Genomic DNA, 17,652 nt, shown 5'->3' on the forward strand with positions numbered 1-17,652 from the left:
GTCACCCAGCGGCTCCGCTGTCCGGGACCCGGGAACCTCTGACACATCACGAGTCTATGTGGGCACGATTAAGAGGCCACCGACGATCCGCCTACAATATGGGCATGGCACGATCAGGCAAGGGTGACGATCAGCTCACCGAACGGAGCGACGCAGACGCAGCGCCGAACCCGGTGTGGTTCAAGCCCATCATGATCGGGCTGATGCTCGTCGGTCTGGTGTGGGTGCTGGTCTTCTACCTGTCCGCCCAGCAGTACCCCATCCCCGGCATCGGCGCGTGGAATCTCGTCATCGGCTTCGGCATCGCGTTCGTGGGCTTCCTGATGACGACGCGCTGGCGCTGACGACGACACGAATTACACCGGTGTGATTCATCCCCAGCTGGGGATGAACCTGTGGATAACTATCCGTAGATGAACACCGGGACGACGAGCAGCACCAGCAGCGCCGCGACGATCGTGCCGAGCAGAACGATCTGCAGCCGCCGCTGACGGAGGGCCCGCGTGCGGGCGAGGACGAGTCCCACGGCCGCGCCGGTGATCAGCCCGCCCACGTGCGCCTGCCAGGCGACCGACGTGCCGGGCAGGAAGCCGATCACCAGGTTGATCGCGATCACCACCGCGATGCCGGCGACGTCCGCGCCGATGTGGCGGCCGATCACGAGGAGTGCGCCGAACAGTCCGAAGATCGCGCCCGATGCGCCCACGACGGGCGTGTCGAACGACAGCAGGGCGACGCCCACCGCCCCGCCGAGGCCGCTGATGAGATATGCCGCCACGAAACGTCCGTGACCGATGAGCGGCTCGAGGATGCGTCCGATCATCCACAGCGTCAGCATGTTGAGGCCGACGTGGATCCAGCCCGAGTGGACGAACATCATCGTGATCGGTCGCCACGGCTCGAAGTGGCCGGTGAGCGAGGGATAGAGGTAGGGCGCGTAGAACACCAGCTGGGTCTGCAGCGCCGGCACGAGCTGCTGCGCGAAGAACACCACGGCGGTGATCCCGATGAGCCAGTACGTCGCGAGCGGTCGGCTGTCGAACGCCCGCAGCGTGCTCGTGCGGGCACGCGGCATCCGCTTCGTCGACGACTGCCGCTTCTCCTGCGTCGCGTGCTGCTCTTTGCGCCCGTTGGCGAGGCACTCCGGGCAGATCACGCCGACAGGCGCCTGCGTCTGACACTCGGGACAGATCGTGCGCAGGCACCGCTGACAGAGCACGAAGCTCTGCCGGTCGGGATGCCGGTAGCAGTAGTTGTCGCGGTTGTCCGCGAACTCGGCCGACGTCACAGCGGGTGTCAGACCTCGGTGATGTCGATCGACTCGATGACGACAGGCTCGATCGGTCGATCCTGTGCGCCGGTCGGAACGCCGCTGATCTCATCGACGACGCGACGCGACGCGTCATCGGCGACCTCGCCGAAGATCGTGTGCTTGCCCTGCAGCCAAGGAGTCGGGTCTGTCGTGATGAAGAACTGGGACCCGTTCGTGCCCTCGACGGCGCCCGTGATGGCGTTGCGACGCAGGCCCGCGTTGGCCATCGCGAGGATGTAGGGCTTCGAGAAGTCGAGCTCGGGGTGGATCTCGTCGTTGAAGTTGTAGCCGGGACCGCCGGTGCCCTGGCCGAGCGGGTCGCCGCCCTGGATCATGAAGCCCGGGATGATGCGGTGGAAGATGACGTTCTGGTACAGCGGGCCCTCGCCCGGCTTGCCGGTCGCGGGGTTCGTCCACGCCTCGCTGCCGTCGGAGAGACCGATGAAGTTCTGGACCGTGCGGGGTGCGTGGTCCCCGTAGAGGTTGACGACGATGTCGCCGTGGTTGGTGTGGAGAGTGGCGACAGCGGTGTGGTTGACCATGCATCCATTCTTTCAGAGTTCTGTAGATCCCCTCCCTGTACGGGTGCGCTCTGGCAGGATAGGGAGACCATCCATCGACAGGAGGGCATCCCGTGAGCGTCAGTCGCAAGCGCAAGAAGGAACTCCGCCGGCTGCAGGGCCAGGCGACCCAGCTGTGGGAGGCGCAGCAGGTGCTGGTCGGTGAGGCGGCGAACGTCGCCCGCGAGGCCGGTCGCCAGCTCGGCCATTACAACCGCGAGACGGTCGTGCCCACGGTGCAGGACAAGTACGAGAAGTACGCGGCCCCGTATGTCGACAAGGGCGTGAAGTTCTCGCGCCGCGTGTACTCCGACCGGATCGTTCCGGCCGCTGGCGCAGCTCTCGGCTCCGCTCTCGAGGTGTGGGACGTCGCGAACGAGACGCGTGCCGGTGCGGCGGTCGCCCGTGGAGCCGACGTCGTCCGCAAGTTCGCGTCGAAGACGCCCGTCGTCGAGCCCCCGAAGAAGGGCCTCGGCGCGGGTGGGGTCATCGCGATCATCCTCGGCGTCGCGGCCGCGGTCGGCGTGCTGTACGCCGCCTGGCAGACGCTGCGCGCCGATGACGAGCTCTGGGTCGCAGACGACCCGCTGCGTGCGCCCGAGGAGTGAGCGCCTCCGCATCCGAGCCTGACGACCAGTCCGCCGTCGATCCGGTCGCCCGTGTGCGGGCGGCCGCTTCGGCGCGTGGTCTGTCGATCGAGGTTCGCGAGCGGCCCGCCGCGCACAGCCTCGCCGAGGCGGCCGAGATCCTCGGTCTGCGCCCGGCCGACATCGTGAAGACCCTCGTCGTCAAGCGCGCCGACGACACGTACCTGTTCGCGCTCATCCCAGGCGACCGCGGCATCTCCTGGCCCAAGCTGCGGGGGGTGGTCGGTGTGAACAAGCTGCAGCTGCCCGACCCGCAGCGGGCGCTGGACGCGACCGGGTACGCGCGTGGGACGATCACCCCCATCGGCAGCAGCACCGACTGGCCTGTGTACGCCGACACCGACATCGTCGGGCGGCGCATCGCGATGGGCGCGGGCGCGCACGGCTACAGCGTGTTCGTGGACGCCGATGATCTGATCGTCGCGTACGGCGCGACCGTCGCCGACATCTCCGTCCCGGTGGAGGACCTCGGTCAGTAGTCGATGCCGGCCATGCCGACGGCGATGTCGACCAGTCGGACGCGGTGCAGCGTCCCGACATCCTCGAGGGCGAACCACGCAGCCCGGTCGGTGGACCCCGCCACCTCGTGGCGCAGGCGACCGCCGGTCACGGTGGCGCGATAGACGATGCGCAGCGTGTGGAGAGGTCCTGTCGCGTCGGGTGAGATGCGGTGCGACTCCGCGATGACCTGCGAGTGGATGCCGAGCAGCTCGTCGACGCGCACCCGATACCCCGTCTCCTCACGCACCTCGCGGCGCACCGCATCCTCCGGATCCTCACCGTCCTCGAGACCGCCGCCCGGCATGGTCCATCCGGACCGGCCGTTCTCGTTCCAGTGCGCGAGCAGGAGCCTGCCGTCGTCATGTCTGACCACCGCGTATGCGGCGACGCGCATGTCCATGACGACACGATACCCAGGGGCCGCCCTCGGTCCGCCGATCGCGGGTAGAGTCCAGGCGGAGGCACAGGGTGAGTTCGCAGCCGGCATCGGAGGACCACGCTGCAGAGGCCGTGCGGCGGCGTCGGCCACGATGGTCGGAGTTCGCGTGGATCGGCGTCCTCGCGGCCATCGGCATCGTCCAGGTGATCCGGCACCAGTGGTTCGATGCGGCGATCTACGGGCTCGTGGTCGCGCTGCTCGTGGCAGATGCGATGGGCCTGCTTCCGGATCGCGCCCGCAGCCGGTCGCGGCCGCTCCGATCGATGCTGATCGCCGCTCTCGCGTGCGGCCTGGTTCTGTCGATCGCGCCCCGGCACAGCGCGGTGATGATGGCCGCCATGGTGATCATCGGCGTGTCCGCCGCGACCGCGGCCTGGCCCGGAACGCGCGAACCGGCACGTCACTGGCCGCAAGGGATCGTCCGACTGGCACGCGCGTGGGCGCTCTGCGTCATCGCCGGATGCGTATGGGAGCTCGGCGAGTTCATCGCCACGCGGATCGCCCCGCACCAGACCGCCGATTCGATGAGCGACATCGCGAACCCGGCCCTGTCCACCGCGGTGGGCCAGATCGCGTTCGCGATCGTCTGGCTCGCCGCCGGTGTGTGGCTGCTGCGTCGAGGGAAGCACCCATGATCTTCAGCGAACTGATGTTCGGCGCGTGTGCCGTGGCTCTGGTGGTCGCGACGTGGTGGCTGCACCGGATGGATGCCGAGGCCACCATCACCGCGCTGTTCGATCAGATCATGACATCGCGGGCGGCGCGGATCGCGATCATCGTGATGTGGTGGTGGATCGGCTGGCACTTCCTCGCCGGCCAGACCGTGGATGTGTGAGCTCCCCGGTGGCCGTGCAGCGTGCGCCGGCAATAGCGTGGAGCGGTGATCACCCTCCCCTTCGCCGCAGACGTCTACGCCGGCCGCCTCGAGCGGGCACGCTCGCTCACGCGGGCGAGTGGGCTCGGTGCGATCATCGTCGGCCCCGGCTCCGATCTGGCATACCTCGTCGGCATCGAGGGCGACACGATCGAACGACTGACCGCGCTGGTCGTGCCCGCGGACGGTGAACCGACGGTGATCGTTCCCCGCATGGAGCTGGCCAAGCTTCGCGGCACGGCAGTATCGGCGCTCGACCTCCGCGTCGTCGACTGGGTCGACGGAGACGACCCGCACGGGCTCGTGCTGTTCGCCCTGCCGAGCGCCCCCTCGCGGATCGGCGTCTCCGACGCCCTGCCGGCCCTGCATGTCATCCCGATCGGCGACCGGCTGGGCGTGCGGCCGGAGCTCGCGACGCCGGTGCTTCGCGAGGGTCGCATGATCAAGGACGCGGCGGAGATAGTGGAATTGCGGCGCGCGGGGGCCGCGATCGACGCGGTCCACCGGCGTGTGCCGGGGATGCTGCGCCCTGGGCGGACAGAGCGCGACGTCGCATCCGAGATCGCCGCCGCGATCGTCGAGGAGGGTCACCGCACGGCCGACTTCGTGATCGTGGGCTCCGGCCCGAACGGCGCCGATCCGCACCATGAGGTCTCGGATCGGGTGATCGAGGAGGGCGACATCGTCGTCGTCGACATCGGCGGCCCGGTGCCGTCGGGCTACAACTCCGACAGCACCCGCACGTACGTCGTCGGGACTCCGGCTGCCGAGGCTGCCGGGCGCATCGAGATCCTCGTGCGTGCACAGCAGGCGGCGGTGGATGCGGTGCGCCCCGGCGTGACGGCGGAGCAGGTGGATGCCGCCGCCCGCGACGTGCTCGCAGAGGCAGGACTCGCGGACGCCTTCCTCCACCGCACCGGCCACGGCATCGGCGTCTCGGTGCACGAGGAGCCGTACATCGCTCCGGGCAATCCGCTCCCGTTGCGCGAGGGTATGGCGTTCAGCATCGAGCCCGGGATCTACTTCCCCGGCCGGTGGGGAGCTCGCATCGAGGACATCGTCGTCGTGACGGCGGATGGATGCGAGCGCCTCAACATGACGCCCCACGGCCTGACCCCCGCGGGCTGACTCAAAACTGTGGAGCCTAGGAGATTCGAACTCCTGACATCCTGCTTGCAAAGCAGGCGCTCTACCAACTGAGCTAAGGCCCCGGGGCTTCGGAGTGGGGCTACCAGGACTTGAACCTGGGACCTCTTCATTATCAGTGAAGCGCTCTAACCGCCTGAGCTATAGCCCCGTGCTTCCGGCGATCTGCTCGCCGTCAACCTGCAAGACTTTACCGGAGTCGGCGGGATTTCACGAATCGAGCACGTGACGTCGGCCCATCCGCGCCGAGTCAGCACAGGCTCGCCTTCGTTGCCTCGGGGTGGCGCCGGTGGTTGACTCGCCCCTGTGACCATGGAAGACGCGACACACGCGAGCGAACCGCACGCCGGCGGCATCGGCCAGCGACTGAACTGGCTGCGCGCGGGCGTCCTCGGTGCGAATGACGGCATCGTCTCCGTCGCATCGATCGTCGTCGGCGTGGCGGGTGCGACCACCAGCGCCGGAGCACTCCTCACCGCGGGACTTGCAGGCCTCATCGGCGGCGCATTCTCGATGGCGCTCGGCGAGTATGTCTCGGTGAGCAGCCAGCGCGACAGCGAGCGGGCGCTCATCGAGAAGGAGCGCCGCGAGCTCGCGGAGATGCCCGAGCAAGAGCTCGCCGAGCTCACCCAGCTGTACCGCGACCGCGGACTCAGCGATGCGACCGCACAGCAGGTCGCCGTCGAGCTCACCGCGCACGACGCCCTGGCCGCCCACCTCGAGGTGGAGCTGCACATCGACCAGAACGACCTGGTCAGCCCGTGGCACGCCGCCTTGGCATCCGCCATCGCCTTCACGATCGGAGGCATCCTGCCGCTGCTGGCGATCCTGCTGCCCCCTTCCGAGTGGCGCGTCGCGACGACGTTCATCGCGGTTCTCATCGCGCTCGCCCTCACGGGCACGATCTCGGCCCGGTTGGGCGGCTCGTCGGCACCTCGTGCCGTCCTGCGCCTGGTCATCGGCGGCGCGCTCGCGCTGTTCGCAACGTGGCTCATCGGCACGCTGCTGGGCAACAGCGGCGTGGTCGCTGCGGCGCTGCGCGCCGCAGGCGTCAGCTGACTCAGTTCGAGGTGAAGCCGACCAGCAGCCCGCCGGTGATCTTCACCGCGAGATTGTAGATGCCGGCGACGATTGCACCCATCACCGTGATGACGATGAGATTCAGGATGGCGACGATCGAGGCGAACGCCATCACCTGAGGCAACCCGACGAACTGCGAGAGCGTGACGCTGCCGTCGGAGAAGCTCTTGAAGAAGTCATCCATCTTCGCGATCAGGCCCGTGCCCTGCAGCACCAGGTAGATCAGAAAGAACATGACGATCGTCGCGATGGCGACGGCGACAGCGGCCAGGAAGCAGAGCTTCACGGCTGACCAGAAGTCGACATAGACGAGGCGCAGGCGCACCTGCTTCGCGCTGGTGTTCGTCGAGGATTTTCTGGCCAGTTTGTCAGCTACAGTGCTCATGCCTCAGTACTCACTTCCGGGGTCTCGGGGGACGCATCCGTTGCACCCGCTTCCGACTCGGCATCCGCCGACTCCTCCACCGCGAGCGCACGCTCGCCGTTCCGGGCAATGGCGAGGATGCGATCGTTGTCGTCGGGCCTGGCGAACACGACTCCCATCGTGTCGCGACCCTTCGCAGGCACCTCAGCCACGGCAGACCTTACCACCTTGCCGCTGGCAAGAACCACCAAGACCTCGTCGTCCTCCGAGACGATCAGGCCGCCCGCGAGATCGCCTCTTTCGTCGTTCAGCTTGGCGACCTTGATGCCCAGTCCACCGCGATTCTGCACGCGATACTGGTCGACCGACGTGCGCTTCGCGTAGCCGCCCTCGGTGACGACGAAGACGTATCCGTCGTCCTGGGCGACGGATGCCGACAGCAGGCTGTCGGCGGCGCGGAAGTCCATTCCCTTCACGCCGGACGTCGAGCGGCCCATGGGACGCAGCGCCGAATCCGTCGCCGCGAAGCGCAGCGACATGCCCCGGCGGCTGATGAGCAGGATGTCGTCGCCCTCATCGACGAGCAGTGCGCTGACGACCTCGTCGTCAGGCCCCTCCTCGCCCTCGTCCCCCTCCTCGGGCGTCTGCCCGCGGAGCTTGATGGCGATGATCCCGCCCTGGCGGTTCGTGTCGTACTCGGTGAGCCGCGTCTTCTTCACGAGACCGCTGCGGGTGGCGAGCACGAGGTACGTCGCCACCGTGTAGTCGCGGATGTCGAGGATCTGCGCGATGTCCTCCCCCGGCTGCAGCGCCAGGAGGTTCGCGACGTGCTGGCCCTTGGCGTCGCGGCCCGCCTCGGGCAGCTCGTAGGCCTTCGTGCGGTAGACGCGTCCCTTGTTGGTGAAGACAAGCAGCCAGTGGTGGGTCGTCGTGACGAAGAAGTGCTCGACGACGTCGTCGGCGCGCAGCTGCGCGCCCTTCACTCCCTTGCCGCCGCGGTGCTGCGAGCGGTAGTTGTCACTGCGCGTGCGCTTGATGTAGCCGTCGCGGGTCACCGTGACGACCACCTCTTCCTCGGGGATGAGGTCCTCGACCGACATGTCGCCATCGAAGCCGAACATGATCTGCGTGCGGCGCTCGTCGCCGAACTTGTCGACGATCTCGCTCAGCTCTTCGTGGATGATCTGCCGCTGCATCCCGTCGTCGGCGAGGATCGCGATGTACTCCGCGATCTCGATCTCGAGCTGGGCGAGACGGTCGTTGATCTTCTGCCGCTCGAGGGCAGCCAGGCGACGCAGCTGGAGGGCGAGGATGGCGTCGGCCTGCAGCTGGTCGACGTCGAGGAGCTCGATGAGTCCCTGGCGCGCGGTGTCGACGTCCGGGGAGCGGCGGATGAGCGCGATCACCTCGTCGAGCGCGTCGAGCGCCTTCACGTACCCGCGCTGGATGTGCGCCTCGGCCTCGGCCTTGTTCAGCCGGAACTGCGTGCGGCGCACGATGACCTCGACCTGATGCACGAGCCAGTGCGAGATGAAGCCGTCGATCGACAGGGTGCGCGGCACGCCGTCGACGATCGCGAGCATGTTCGCGCCGAAGTTCTCCTGCAGCTGGGTGTGCTTGTAGAGGTTGTTCAGCACGACCTTGGCGACGGCATCCCGCTTCAGCACGATGACGAGGCGCTGACCGGTACGGCCGGACGTCTCGTCGCGGATGTCGGCGATACCGGAGATCTTGCCGTCCTTGACGAGCTCGGCGATCTTGATCGCGAGGTTGTCGGGGTTGACCTGGTAGGGAAGTTCGGTGACGACGAGACTGGTGCGCCCCTGGATCTCCTCGACGTTGACGACGGCGCGCATCGTGATCGAGCCGCGGCCGGTGCGATAGGCGTCGTGGATGCCTTTCACCCCGAGGATCTGGGCGCCCGTCGGGAAGTCCGGTCCCTTGATGCGCTGGATCAGCGCCTCCTGCAGCTCCTCGTGCGTGGCCTCCGGGTGCTCGAGCGCCCAGAGCGCGCCCTCCGCGACCTCGCGCAGGTTGTGCGGCGGGATGTTCGTCGCCATGCCGACCGCGATGCCGACGGAGCCGTTGACGAGGAGGTTCGGGAACCGCGACGGCAGGACCGTAGGCTCCTGCGTGCGGCCGTCGTAGTTCGGCTGGAAGTCGACGGTCTCTTCCTCGATGTCGCGCACCATCTCCATGGCGAGCGGCGACATCTTGGTCTCGGTGTACCGGTGGGCGGCCGCGCCGTCGTTGCCGGGCGAGCCGAAGTTGCCCTGGCCGAGCGCGAGCGGGTAGCGCAGCGACCACGGCTGCACCAAGCGCACGAGAGCGTCGTACACCGAGCTGTCGCCGTGCGGGTGGAACTGGCCCATCACGTCGCCGATGACGCGCGTGCACTTGGAGAACGCGCGGTCCGGGCGATACCCGCCGTCGAACATCGTGTAGATGACGCGCCGGTGGACGGGCTTCAGTCCGTCGCGGACGTCGGGCAGCGCACGCCCGACGATGACGCTCATCGCATAGTCGAGGTACGACCGCTGCATCTCGAGCTGCAGGTCGACCTGGTCGATCCTGCCGTGATTGTGCTCCTCGGGGCCGGCGGTGGCTTCGGGGGTGGTGTCGTCAGTCATGTGCTCTCGTCGATTCGGAAGGATCGGTCCTCAGGCGCTGAAAGCGCGGCGATCAGATGTCGAGGAAGCGAACATCCTTCGCGTTCTGCTGGATGAATGAGCGGCGACTTTCGACGTCGTCGCCCATGAGCGTCGAGAAGATTTCGTCCGCGGCCGCGGCGTCATCCATCGTGACCTGCAGCAGCGTGCGGGACTCGGGATTCATCGTCGTCTCCCACAGCTCCTGGTGGTTCATCTCGCCCAGACCCTTGTAGCGCTGGACGCCGTTCTCCTTCTGCAGGCGCTTGCCGGCGGCCAGGCCGGCGGCCAGGAGTGCGTCCCGCTCGCGGTCGGAGTACACGTACTCGTGTTCGGCGTTCGTCCACTTCAAGCGGTAGAGAGGCGGCTGCGCCAGGTACACGTAGCCCATCTCGATGAGCCCGCGCATGTACCGGAACAGGAGCGTGAGCAGCAGCGTCGTGATGTGCTGGCCGTCGACATCGGCATCCGCCATCAGCACGATCTTGTGGTAGCGGGCCTTCTCGGGGTTGAAGTCCTCGCCGATGCCGGTGCCGAACGCCGTGATCATGGCCTGGATCTCTGCGTTGCCCAACGCACGGTCCAGCCGCGCCTTCTCGACGTTCAGGATCTTGCCCCGCAGCGGCAGGATGGCCTGGGTCGCGGGGTTGCGGCCGGTCTTGGCCGAACCGCCGGCGGAGTCTCCCTCGACCAGGAAGATCTCGGAGATGACCGGGTCCTTCGAGCTGCAGTCGCTGAGCTTGCCCGGCATCCCGCTCGTCTCGAGGAAGCCCTTGCGGCGCGCCGTCTCGCGCGCCTTGCGGGCGGCCATGCGGGCACTGGCCGCGTCGATCGACTTGCGGATGATGCTTCTGGCCTGGGTGGGGTTGCGGTCGAACCAGTCACCGAGCCGGTCGCCGACGACCTTCTGCACGAACGCCTTCGCCTCGGTGTTGCCGAGCTTGGTCTTGGTCTGCCCCTCGAACTGGGGCTCCGACAGCTTCACCGAGATGACGGCCGTGAGCCCCTCGCGCACGTCCTCGCCGGAGAGGTTGTCGTCGCGATCCTTCAGGAGGTTGTTGGCGCGGGCGTACTTGTTGACGAGCGCCGTGAGCGCTGCCCGGAAGCCCTCCTCGTGCGTGCCGCCCTCGTGCGTGTTGATGGTGTTGGCGAACGTGAAGACGTTCTCGGTGTAACTCGTCGTCCACTGCAAGGCCATCTCCATGGCGATCTTGCGCTCGGGGTCCTCGGACTCGAAGTCGATGATCTCGTCGTTGACGACGTCCGTACGGCGCAGCTTGTTGAGGTACTCGACGTAGTCCACGAGGCCGCGCTCGTAGAGGTAGGTCTCGGACGGGGTGATCGGCGTCTCGTCCGTGCCTTCCGACGGATACGCCGATTCGGGGCGCTCGTCGGTCAGCGTGATGCTGAGGCCTTTGTTGAGGAACGCCATCTGCTGGAAGCGCGTGCGCAGGGTGACGTAGTCGAAGTGGACGCTCTCGAAGATCGTCGGGTCCGGCCAGAACGTGATCGTCGTGCCCGTCTCATCCGTCTCCTCGCCCTTGGCGAGCGGCCCCTCAGGGACTCCGCCGTCGCGGAAGGACTGGCGCCATACGTGACCCTGGCGCTTCACCTCGACGTCGAGCCGGCTCGACAGCGCGTTCACGACCGAGGAGCCGACACCGTGCAGACCACCGGAGACCGCGTAACCGCCGCCGCCGAACTTGCCGCCGGCGTGCAGGACGGTGAGGACGACCTCGACGGTGGACTTCGACGGGTCGGACGAGTGCGGGTCGACCGGGATGCCGCGGCCGTTGTCGACGCAGCGCACGCCGCCGTCCTCGAGGATCGTGACGACGATCTCGTCGCAGTAGCCGGCGAGCGCCTCGTCGACGGAGTTGTCGACGATCTCCTGCACGAGGTGGTGGAGGCCGCGCTCACCGGTCGAGCCGATGTACATGCCGGGGCGCTTGCGCACGGCTTCGAGGCCTTCGAGCACCTGGATGGCGTCGGCTCCGTAATCGTTGCGAGGAGTGGGCTGCTGCGCCGAAGTGTCGTCCTCGGGAACGCTTGCGGTGGTATCTGACGTCATAGGTGTTCGCGCTCTCCGATTCGTCCAGCGGCTGTGCTTCCATCCTATCGTGCGGGAGGGCGGCTTCAGTGGGAAAACGCCCGCTGAGGCCTCCAAATCGGTGTCTGAGGCTGCTGAGGTGTCTCAGCCGTAGGTATCGCGTGGACCGCGGCCTGGAACGGCTCTGGTACCCCATTTCCAGGAGGGGACGTCCGGCCCGAGGAAGCGCAAGTTCTCCACACCCGCTTCGGGGAAGCGCCGAAGGATCTCGGTGAGCACGTGCGCCCGAATCAGCTGGAGCTGCTTCGCCCAGGCCGTCGAGTCGCACTTGATGGTCAGGGTTCCGTCGGTGAGGTCGACGGGATGCGTGTGCCTCGCAGTCTCTGCGCCGGCCACTTCGTCCCATCGACGCACGAGATCCTCGCGCGCGAGATGCGGATTCCATCCCGAGTCGCGGGTGAGGGCACCGAGGACGTCGCCGATGCCCTGCGGGTCACGGCCGGGCATGAAAGGCTGCGCCTCGTCGTCGCCCGTCCTCCGCTTGCGGCGTTTGCGCCGGGCCGACGGCTCGAGGCCGCGCAACCGCAGGTACGTCGCGATCGTCTCCGGGATCTCCGGCTCGGGTTCAGGCATCCTCGGTCCCGAGGATCGTGCCTGCCTCGATGCGGATGACCCGGCCGCGGAGGTTCGCCGGCACGTCCTGCTCGACCGCGGCCGTGACGATCACCTGCTCGAAGCCCGCCGCGATGTCGGCGAGCCGTGCGCGGCGTTCGGCGTCGAGCTCGGCGAACACGTCGTCGAGGATCAGCACGGGGTCGCCGAGAAGCGACTCGGCGCGCAGCAGCTCAGCCGATGCGAGCCGGAGCGCCAGCGCCACCGACCACGATTCGCCGTGCGACGCGTATCCTCTGACCGGCAGTCCGCGCACGCGCAGGAGCAGATCGTCACGGTGGGGGCCGACGAGGGTCATTCCCCGGTCGAGCTCGGCCGTGCGCCTCGATGCGAGCGCCTGGCGGAACATGTCGGTGATCGACGCATCCACCGAATCGTCGTCGTCCGCGTCCTCGCCATCTTCGGGGTCGACGCCGCGCACGGAGAGGGCCCACTCGAGTTCGGCTGAATGATCGGCACCCGCGATGACGGTGTAGGCGTCCGCGAGCGGCTGAGCGAGGTCGGATGCGAGCGCCAGGCGCGCCTCGATCACCTGTGTGCCGAGCGAGACGAGCTTGTCGTCCCACACATCGAGCGTGGAGAGTGCGTCACCCTTCACGCCGCGGGCACGTGCGGACTTCAGCAGCGCGTTGCGCTGGCGGAGCACGCGGTCGTAGTCGGCGAGGACCGCCGACATCCGGGGTGTGCGCTGTGCGAGCAGCTGGTCGATGAAGCGGCGGCGCCCCGAGGGATCCCCGCGGACGATCTGCAGGTCCTCGGGGGCGAAGAGGACGACCTGCGCATAGCGGGGCAGCTCAGACGGACGCACGTTCGCGCCGTTGACCCTCGCCTTGTTGGGCCCCTGCCGATTGATCTGCACCTCGAGGCCGACGTGGCGCTCGCCGTGGGCGAGGCGGGTCCGGACGATCGCGGCATCCGCCCCGTCACGCACCATGGGCGCGTCTGACGAGACACGATGCGAGCCGACGGTCGCGAAGTAGGCGACGGCTTCGGCCAGATTCGTCTTGCCCTGGCCGTTGCGTCCGATGAACACCTGTGGACCGGGGCCGAGCGCCACGTCGGCGGCCGCATAGTTGCGGAAGTCGACGAGACTCACATGCTCCACGATCACCGGTCAAGCCTAATGAAGCGCCCTGACGTCGGGACCGACGGCGATGATCCGCGGTGGGAGGTCAGCGCAGCAGCAGGTTGGGCTGCAGCAGGTACTTGAACGAGTCCTCGCCGCCCTTCTCGATCGATGTCTGCGGCGTGATCAGGACGGGGCTGAGCTTGTTCTGGTTCTCGCTCGAAGTGAACGTGATGCGGGTGAACTCGCTGCGCACCGCGCCCAGTGCCTCGAGCAGGTACTGCGGGTTCAGGCCGAGGGTGACCTCCTCGCCGGTGAGAGTGGCATCCACCGACTCGGATGCCCGCGCCTGCTCGGTGCCCGAGGCATCCATCGACACGCCCTCGGTCGTGAAGGTGAAGCGGAGCGGTGCCGACCGGTCGAGGACGAGCGACACGCGGCGGACCGCTTCCATGAGATCGCCCGTGTTGACCACCGCATAGTGGTCGGTCTGCTCGGGGAACAGCCGGCGCACGGGCGGGAAGTTGCCCTTGATCAGGAGGGACGTGACGGTCCTGTCTCCGGAGCTGAACGCGATGATCTCGCGATCTCCCGTGCCCGAGAAGGCGATGGAGATGTCGCCGCCATGGGCGAATGTCTTGCCGACCTCGGTGAGCGTTCGGGCGGGGACGAGCGCCGTCGTGGTGTCGTCGGATGCTGCGCGGCCGCCGTCCCATGGGATCTGGCGGAGCGCGACGCGGTAGCGGTCGGTCGCGACGAGGCTGAGGTGGGTGCCGCTCACCTCGAGCTGCACTCCGGTGAGCACAGGGGTGACGTCGTCTCGCGAGGCGGCGAACGCGACCTGCGAGATCGAGGTTCCGAAGTCCTCCGCGCGCACGAGACCGGACTCGCCGGAGACCTCGGGAATCGCGGGGTACTCCTGAACGGGCATGGCCGAGAGGGTGAAGCGCGCCGAGCCGCAGGTCAGCACGATGCCGCCGTCCTCGTCGACCGCGATCTGGATCGGCGCGTTCGGGAGTTTGCTCGCGATGTCGGCCAGCAGCCGGCCGTGCACGAGGATCGTGCCGGGCTCGTCGACCGTGGCCTCGATCGTGGTGCGTGCGGATGCCTCGTAGTCGAACGCCGAGAGCGACAGTCCGTCGTCGCCGGCCTCGATCAGCACGCCCGCGAGGATCGGCTGTGGATTCCGCTGCGGCAGGAGCTTGACCACGAATGACACGGCTTCGCTGAACACATCGCGATTGACGTGGAACTTCACGGGACGCTCCCTCGACATCTGGCTGGGCCTCCCATGCTAGTGCCCGACCCTGCCCCGATCGGTAGAGGACCGGATCGGGCCGGATCGATCTCGCGAAGGTGATCGAGCGGGGCTGTATCTATCTGTCTCTGTCATCTTGTTAACAGTTGTGGAAACTGTGGATAAGTCCGTGGACAGTAGACGGCTCATGGGAACTACACGGTTGTGACTTGTGGAAGACCTGCGGAATCACGCGGGAGCCACTCCGGCGAGCGCCGATCGATGTGATTCGGTTCTCCACAGGCCCGAGTCATCCGCTCACAGCGTTCCGACCCTCGAGCCGAGTTATCCACAGGTTATCCACACTGTGAAGAACGGGCATGATGGTGCGCGGGAGCGCTCGTGTCAAGTGCGAGTGGCGCATGCGTTGACGCGCATGCATCCGGCAAGCGTCTGAGCGTCTGCTGAGCGGTCGCTGAATGCGGCCCGAGGAGCGCAATGCGGTCGCGAGAGGGTCAGCGACGGCCGAGTTGCGTGGTGATCTCGGTGACCTGGTTGTAGATCGAGCGGCGTTCTTTCATGAGGTCGCTGATCTTCTTGTAGGCGTACATCACCGTCGTGTGATCGCGGTTGCCGAAGAGCTGGCCGATCTTGGGGAGCGACAGGCTGGTGCGCTCCCGACAGAGGTACATCGCGATCTGGCGTGCCGTCGCGACGGCCTGCGAGCGGCTCGAGCCGTAGAGGTCGTCGACGGAGAGCTTGAAGTATGCGGCCGTCGCCGTGATGATGTCCGTCGGCGAGATGACGTTGGCGTCGTCCTGATCGACGATGTCGCGCAGCACGGTCTGAGCGAGCGACATGTCGAGCGTGGAGCGGTTGAGGCTCGCGAACGCGGACACACGGATGAGGGCGCCCTCGAGTTCGCGGATGTTCGAGGAGACGACGGTCGCGATGTACTCGAGCACGTCGTCCGGGATCTGCAGGCGCTCGCTCTGCGCCTTCTTGCGGAGGATCGCGATGCGGGTCTCGAGGTCGGGTGCCTGGACGTCCGTGATGAGGCCCCACTCGAAGCGGCTCCGCATCCGATCCTCGAAGCCGGTGAGGTGCTTGGGCGGCACGTCGCTCGTGATGACGACCTGCTTGTCGTGGTCGTGGAGGGTGTTGAACGTGTGGAAGAACGCCTCCTGCGTCTCCGCACGTCCCTGCAGGAACTGGATGTCGTCGATCAGGAGGATGTCGACATCGCGATAGCGGGCCTGGAACGCCGAGCCGCGGTTGTTGGCGATCGAGTTGATGAAGTCGTTCGTGAACTCTTCGCTCGAGACGTAGCGCACGCGGATGCCGGCGTAGAGGCTCTGCGCATAGTCGCCGATCGCGTGGAGGAGGTGGGTCTTGCCGAGGCCCGAGTCGCCGTAGATGAAGAGCGGGTTGTACGCCTTCGCCGGCGCTTCGGCGACGGCGACGGCTGCGGCGTGCGCGAAGCGGTTGGACTGCCCGATGACGAAGTTGTCGAAGGTGTACTTCGGGTTCAGTCGGGTGTCGCTGCGGGACGGCGTCTGATCGATCGGCTCGGCGGCGACGGGTCGCGCGATCGGCGGATCCGGTACCGCGCTGGTGGATGCGACGGCGACCGTCGGCGCGGGGCTGTCGGTCAGATCGGGGTTGACGACGACGCGGAACGCGCTGACGACGGGCTCGGCATCCACCCGCTCGAGCGCCTCGAGGATCGGCGCGCGCATCCTCTTGTTGATCTGCGCGGCGGTCAGATCGTTGGGGACGTCCAGGTAGAGCGTGCCGCCCATGACGCCCTGAGGTACGGCGAGGCTCAGGAATCCATGCAACTGCGGGGTGATCCGGTCGTCGTCGACGAGGACGTCGAGGACTGCCGTCCATACCGGAACGTCCGGAATCTCCTGCGGTGCCATTGCCCCCCCGGGTGTGTGAGAACCACCGGGCCGACGGATGCCGAGTGCCTGTGGATAAGTGCCCGTGCCACGCTAGTCAGGGGTGCGTCGCAGAGCAAACTCCACTGTAGAACCGGGGTGCGTGTCCCTGCCAGGGGTTGCTCACAGGTTGTGGATAATGCCTCGTGAGGCCTTTCGGTTTGAGTTCTCAGGCCCGACGACGTAGCCTTAATCGGTTGACTTATGCCTGAACGGCAGTCCGTCCCGACCTTCCCGGAGCCGAGCCTTCCGGTGAGACCTGATCCGGAGTGATCCCATGACCAAGCGCACCTTCCAGCCCAACAACCGTCGTCGTGCCAAGAAGCACGGCTTCCGCGCCCGCATGCACACGCGTGCCGGCCGCGCCATCCTTTCGGCTCGCCGCGCCAAGGGGCGCAGCGAGCTCTCGGCCTGAATCCACACGGTGCTGGCGCGGCCGAATCGTCTGACCCGCGGCGCGGACTATAAGGCAGTCGTCCGTCGGGGCCGTCGGCGCGCCGGTGCGAACGCCGTTGTCTACGTGGCGGCATCCGGCGAGGATCGGGCGACCCGCTTCGGCTTCATCGTGAGCAAGCAGGTGGGCGGAGCCGTCGTGCGCAACACGGTCCGCCGACGCCTGAAGGCCATTTGCGCGGAAGCGCTGCCGTCTGTGGAGGCCGGCTCGGACATCGTCCTCCGCGCGCTGCCCGTCGCGGCCGGCGCATCCTTCCAGGACCTGCGCGCGGATGTGCAGCGCCATCTGCCGCGGAGGGCCGCATGAGCGGCGCGAGTCTCCCGATGGCATCGATCGGCGACGGCCGCTTCGAGGGGTCGGACCTGAGTAGCGCCATCCCCCTCCTGCCTCGCAACGCCGTCCTCGCGCTGCTGCACGGCTATCGCGCGACGATCTCGCACACCTACGGCGATGTCTGCCGTTACTACCCGTCATGCTCCGCGTACGCGGTCGGCGCGGTGCAGCAGCACGGAGCCGTCAAGGGCTCGTTGCTCGCGGCGGCCCGGATCGCCCGGTGCCACCCGTGGGCGGCCGGTGGCGTGGACGACCCGCCCGCGCACAAGAACTTCCGCTTCGAGCTCACGCCGCGCGGATACGTCGTCCCCCTGAGAAAGGACTGA

20 protein-coding genes and 2 tRNA genes are annotated in these 17,652 nt (G+C 67.5%); 10 read left to right on the forward strand and 12 right to left on the reverse strand.

Annotated elements, in window-relative coordinates:
* Nucleotides 1-104 precede the first annotated feature (104 nt).
* Complete coding sequence (locus SM116_RS01260) at nt 105-344, forward strand: cell division protein CrgA (protein ID WP_320942657.1); 240 nt, start codon at nt 105-107, stop codon at nt 342-344.
* A gap of 59 nt (nt 345-403) precedes the next feature.
* Here SM116_RS01260 and SM116_RS01265 read toward each other — a convergent pair whose 3' ends face one another.
* The gene (locus SM116_RS01265) at nt 404-1,288 is read right to left on the reverse strand and encodes a rhomboid family intramembrane serine protease (protein WP_320942658.1); all 885 of its coding nucleotides are present in this window, start codon (nt 1,286-1,288) and stop codon (nt 404-406) included.
* A gap of 8 nt (nt 1,289-1,296) precedes the next feature.
* Entirely contained in the window at nt 1,297-1,854 is a 558-nt protein-coding gene (locus SM116_RS01270) for a peptidylprolyl isomerase (RefSeq protein ID WP_320942659.1), read from the reverse strand.
* A gap of 92 nt (nt 1,855-1,946) precedes the next feature.
* On the opposite strand from SM116_RS01270, the gene SM116_RS01275 reads away from it, so the two are divergent.
* Together SM116_RS01275 and SM116_RS01280 are read left to right on the forward strand one after the other, a co-directional pair.
* The gene (locus tag SM116_RS01275; RefSeq protein WP_320942660.1) at nt 1,947-2,480 is read left to right on the forward strand and encodes a DNA helicase; all 534 of its coding nucleotides are present in this window, start codon (nt 1,947-1,949) and stop codon (nt 2,478-2,480) included.
* A 53-nt stretch (nt 2,481-2,533) separates the two neighbouring features.
* Entirely contained in the window at nt 2,534-2,998 is a 465-nt protein-coding gene (locus SM116_RS01280) for an aminoacyl-tRNA deacylase (RefSeq protein WP_320944220.1), read from the forward strand.
* Here the strand turns inward: SM116_RS01280 and SM116_RS01285 are convergent.
* Nucleotides 2,992-3,420 (reverse strand): NUDIX hydrolase, encoded by a 429-nt coding sequence (locus tag SM116_RS01285; RefSeq protein ID WP_320942661.1) that lies wholly within the window; start codon nt 3,418-3,420, stop codon nt 2,992-2,994. The genes SM116_RS01280 and SM116_RS01285 overlap by 7 nt on opposite strands.
* Before the next feature lie 68 nt (nt 3,421-3,488).
* Between SM116_RS01285 and SM116_RS01290 the strand changes: the two genes are divergently transcribed.
* The 3 genes from SM116_RS01290 to SM116_RS01300 are packed head-to-tail and all read left to right on the forward strand — an operon-like array spanning nt 3,489 to nt 5,461.
* A complete protein-coding gene (locus tag SM116_RS01290) occupies nt 3,489-4,094 on the forward strand; it encodes a hypothetical protein (RefSeq protein WP_320942662.1) in 606 nt (201 codons plus the stop codon).
* A complete protein-coding gene (locus SM116_RS01295) occupies nt 4,091-4,294 on the forward strand; it encodes a DUF6186 family protein (RefSeq protein ID WP_320942663.1) in 204 nt (67 codons plus the stop codon). The genes SM116_RS01290 and SM116_RS01295 overlap by 4 nt, the downstream gene beginning before the upstream one ends.
* 45 nt (nt 4,295-4,339) lie before the next feature.
* A complete protein-coding gene (locus SM116_RS01300) occupies nt 4,340-5,461 on the forward strand; it encodes a M24 family metallopeptidase (RefSeq protein ID WP_320942664.1) in 1,122 nt (373 codons plus the stop codon).
* 10 nt (nt 5,462-5,471) lie between these two features.
* On the opposite strand, the gene SM116_RS01305 is transcribed toward SM116_RS01300, so the two are convergent.
* Both SM116_RS01305 and SM116_RS01310 read right to left on the reverse strand, forming a co-directional pair.
* Nucleotides 5,472-5,544, reverse strand: a tRNA-Ala gene (locus tag SM116_RS01305).
* Between the two features lie 12 nt (nt 5,545-5,556).
* Nucleotides 5,557-5,630 (reverse strand) — tRNA-Ile (locus SM116_RS01310).
* Nucleotides 5,631-5,791: 161 nt separating this feature from the next.
* Between SM116_RS01310 and SM116_RS01315 the strand changes: the two genes are divergently transcribed.
* Nucleotides 5,792-6,538, forward strand: coding sequence for a VIT1/CCC1 transporter family protein (locus tag SM116_RS01315; protein WP_320942665.1), 747 nt, complete (start codon nt 5,792-5,794; stop codon nt 6,536-6,538).
* A gap of 1 nt (nt 6,539) precedes the next feature.
* Here SM116_RS01315 and SM116_RS01320 read toward each other — a convergent pair whose 3' ends face one another.
* The 7 genes from SM116_RS01320 to dnaA all read right to left on the reverse strand — a co-directional run bounded on the left by SM116_RS01320 (nt 6,540) and on the right by dnaA (nt 16,521).
* A complete protein-coding gene (locus SM116_RS01320; protein WP_320942666.1) occupies nt 6,540-6,944 on the reverse strand; it encodes a DUF3566 domain-containing protein in 405 nt (134 codons plus the stop codon).
* A complete protein-coding gene (gene gyrA / locus SM116_RS01325) occupies nt 6,941-9,553 on the reverse strand; it encodes a DNA gyrase subunit A (protein WP_320942667.1) in 2,613 nt (870 codons plus the stop codon). The genes SM116_RS01320 and gyrA overlap by 4 nt, the downstream gene beginning before the upstream one ends.
* Before the next feature lie 52 nt (nt 9,554-9,605).
* Nucleotides 9,606-11,642: a DNA topoisomerase (ATP-hydrolyzing) subunit B gene (gene gyrB, locus SM116_RS01330; RefSeq protein ID WP_320942668.1), complete on the reverse strand. Its 2,037-nt coding sequence runs from the start codon at nt 11,640-11,642 to the stop codon at nt 9,606-9,608.
* A 123-nt stretch (nt 11,643-11,765) separates the two neighbouring features.
* Nucleotides 11,766-12,254: a DciA family protein gene (locus tag SM116_RS01335; protein ID WP_320942669.1), complete on the reverse strand. Its 489-nt coding sequence runs from the start codon at nt 12,252-12,254 to the stop codon at nt 11,766-11,768.
* A complete protein-coding gene (gene recF / locus SM116_RS01340) occupies nt 12,247-13,404 on the reverse strand; it encodes a DNA replication/repair protein RecF (protein ID WP_320942670.1) in 1,158 nt (385 codons plus the stop codon). The genes SM116_RS01335 and recF overlap by 8 nt, the downstream gene beginning before the upstream one ends.
* A 61-nt stretch (nt 13,405-13,465) precedes the next feature.
* Nucleotides 13,466-14,617, reverse strand: coding sequence for a DNA polymerase III subunit beta (gene dnaN, locus SM116_RS01345; protein WP_320942671.1), 1,152 nt, complete (start codon nt 14,615-14,617; stop codon nt 13,466-13,468).
* Between the two features lie 494 nt (nt 14,618-15,111).
* A complete protein-coding gene (gene dnaA, locus SM116_RS01350; protein ID WP_320942672.1) occupies nt 15,112-16,521 on the reverse strand; it encodes a chromosomal replication initiator protein DnaA in 1,410 nt (469 codons plus the stop codon).
* Between the two features lie 295 nt (nt 16,522-16,816).
* Between dnaA and rpmH the strand changes: the two genes are divergently transcribed.
* From rpmH to yidD, 3 genes are read left to right on the forward strand one after another with little or no spacing between them, the layout of a single operon-like run.
* On the forward strand, nt 16,817-16,954 hold the full coding sequence (gene rpmH, locus SM116_RS01355) for a 50S ribosomal protein L34 (RefSeq protein WP_320942673.1): 138 nt from the start codon (nt 16,817-16,819) through the stop codon (nt 16,952-16,954).
* Nucleotides 16,955-16,963: 9 nt separating this feature from the next.
* A complete protein-coding gene (rnpA, locus tag SM116_RS01360) occupies nt 16,964-17,299 on the forward strand; it encodes a ribonuclease P protein component (RefSeq protein ID WP_320942674.1) in 336 nt (111 codons plus the stop codon).
* A complete protein-coding gene (gene yidD / locus SM116_RS01365; RefSeq protein WP_320942675.1) occupies nt 17,296-17,652 on the forward strand; it encodes a membrane protein insertion efficiency factor YidD in 357 nt (118 codons plus the stop codon). The genes rnpA and yidD overlap by 4 nt, the downstream gene beginning before the upstream one ends.

The organism is Microbacterium rhizosphaerae, assembly GCF_034120055.1.
In the GTDB taxonomy this organism is placed as follows: domain Bacteria; phylum Actinomycetota; class Actinomycetes; order Actinomycetales; family Microbacteriaceae; genus Microbacterium; species Microbacterium rhizosphaerae.